This is a genomic window from Vreelandella indica (assembly GCF_037070225.1).
In the GTDB taxonomy this organism is placed as follows: domain Bacteria; phylum Pseudomonadota; class Gammaproteobacteria; order Pseudomonadales; family Halomonadaceae; genus Vreelandella; species Vreelandella arctica.
The window spans coordinates 1-1676 of the sequence record NZ_JBANSO010000083.1; the positions used below are offsets into that span (position 1 = coordinate 1).

Consider the following 1676-nt stretch of genomic DNA (forward strand, 5'->3'; position numbering starts at 1 on the left):
CTTCTTCAGGACGGCTGCTTTACGCTCTGCAGAATAACGTGGCACAAGGGCTCCATGCCGCTCCCTCTGGATTAGATTTAGGCGATATCGCCAACCGGACAACTAGGCTGACAGAGGGGGCCGGCACGTTTGGCTAATATCTTTTGCCTGCTGGTAAACGTCCGTTGCTACGTCAAGCAAACCCAACACGCTGTGAAATAAGTTATCGTGCGAGGCGGCTTGATCAGAGACTTGGCGTAAGCAGTCCGTATCAAGCCCTTGCTGCTGTGAAAATGAGTTGGACAGCCACCACACCATAGGCACATGCGTCTGTTCGTCGGGGGCAATAGCGTAGGGAATGCCGTGCAGATAAAGCCCTTTTTCGCCAAGTGATTCACCATGATCCGAGAGATAGATCATCGCCGTTGCGTATTCATCCTGATGCTTTAACGTCTCAATCACCTGATCCAATACGGTGTCGGTATATAGAATGGCGTTGTCGTAGCTATTGGTAATGGCCTCTCTTGAGCACGTGGCTAAATCAGCGCTGTTGCAGGTGGGCACAAAACGCTCATAAGCAGGAGGGTAGCGTTGGTAATAGCTGGGTCCATGGTTGCCTAGCTGATGCAGCACGACCACCTGATCTGCTGAGGTACCGCTAATTTGCGTGGTTAATGCTTGAACCAGTGCTTCATCAAAGCAACGTCCATCTTGACATAAAGACGCATACTCCTCTGGCGAGAGCGCTTTTGTTGTCACTCCGTCGCAGACACCTTTACAGCCTGACTGGTTATCAAGCCAGGTGACCTCTAACCCGGCGTGAGCTAATACGTCCAGCAAGGATTCATGTTGCTGAGCATACGATTTAGCGTAATCGGCACGCCCTGGTAATGAAAACATGCAGGGTAATGAGACTGCTGTGCTTGTACCGCATGAGAAAACATCTGAAAAATTGATAACGTCAGGCTGCAGGGCAAGTTTAGGTGTGGTTTGGCGTTCATAACCATTTAACCCCCAATTCGCCGCCCGTACCGTTTCGCCCACCACGATGACGAGAAGTGTGGGTTTGTCACCCGCTTGTGAGCTGATACTGGCGTCCTCACCCACTGGGGAACGCACCGTATTCGCGGAAGCGTGTTGGCTGGAAAGCGCCTGCGCCATCGAAACAATATAATTACCTGGGGTCACCAAGTAGCGAAGCTCTTTATTGTTGCGCATGAGTGACGACACTTCTTGATAAGATAAAAAGAGCGCTAACAGCAATATAACAGCGCTAGCAAGGCAATAAGCCGAGCGACGCAACATTGCCTTCTTCCAGGTTGAAGGTGTGATGTTAACGCGCCAAATCATGACGGTAGGCAAGCCAAAAAAGATTGCCAAATGAATCAGTAAACCAGCGGTGAGAAGTTCCTGTGCTTCGTTAGTGTCCGTTTGAAGCACATTGTCTAGCATGGAGGTGTCAAAATAGGTGCCGTAGTAACTGGTAAAGTAACTGACAAAGGCGGCAATCAGAAACAGCAAGGTTAATAAAGGTTTTACCAGCGTTCGAAAAGCAAGGCTCACGAAGATCAAATAGTTAACCCGGCTTATTCATGAGGCCGACCTGAAAACGAAGATGGCAAGTGGTTTTCTCTTGTAGAATCAGGATGTTCCTGCCAGAACACGATTCAAGAGGACCACTCGCCATGGGTGAAAGC

1 protein-coding gene is annotated in these 1676 nt (G+C 49.7%); it reads right to left on the bottom strand.

Annotation, left to right across the window (positions count from 1 at the left end; genetic code table 11):
* Positions 1-102: 102 nt before the first annotated feature.
* Positions 103-1551: a phosphoethanolamine transferase gene (locus V8L71_RS20570; RefSeq protein ID WP_336275330.1), complete on the bottom strand. Its 1449-nt coding sequence runs from the start codon at positions 1549-1551 to the stop codon at positions 103-105.
* Positions 1552-1676: the final 125 nt, after the last annotated feature.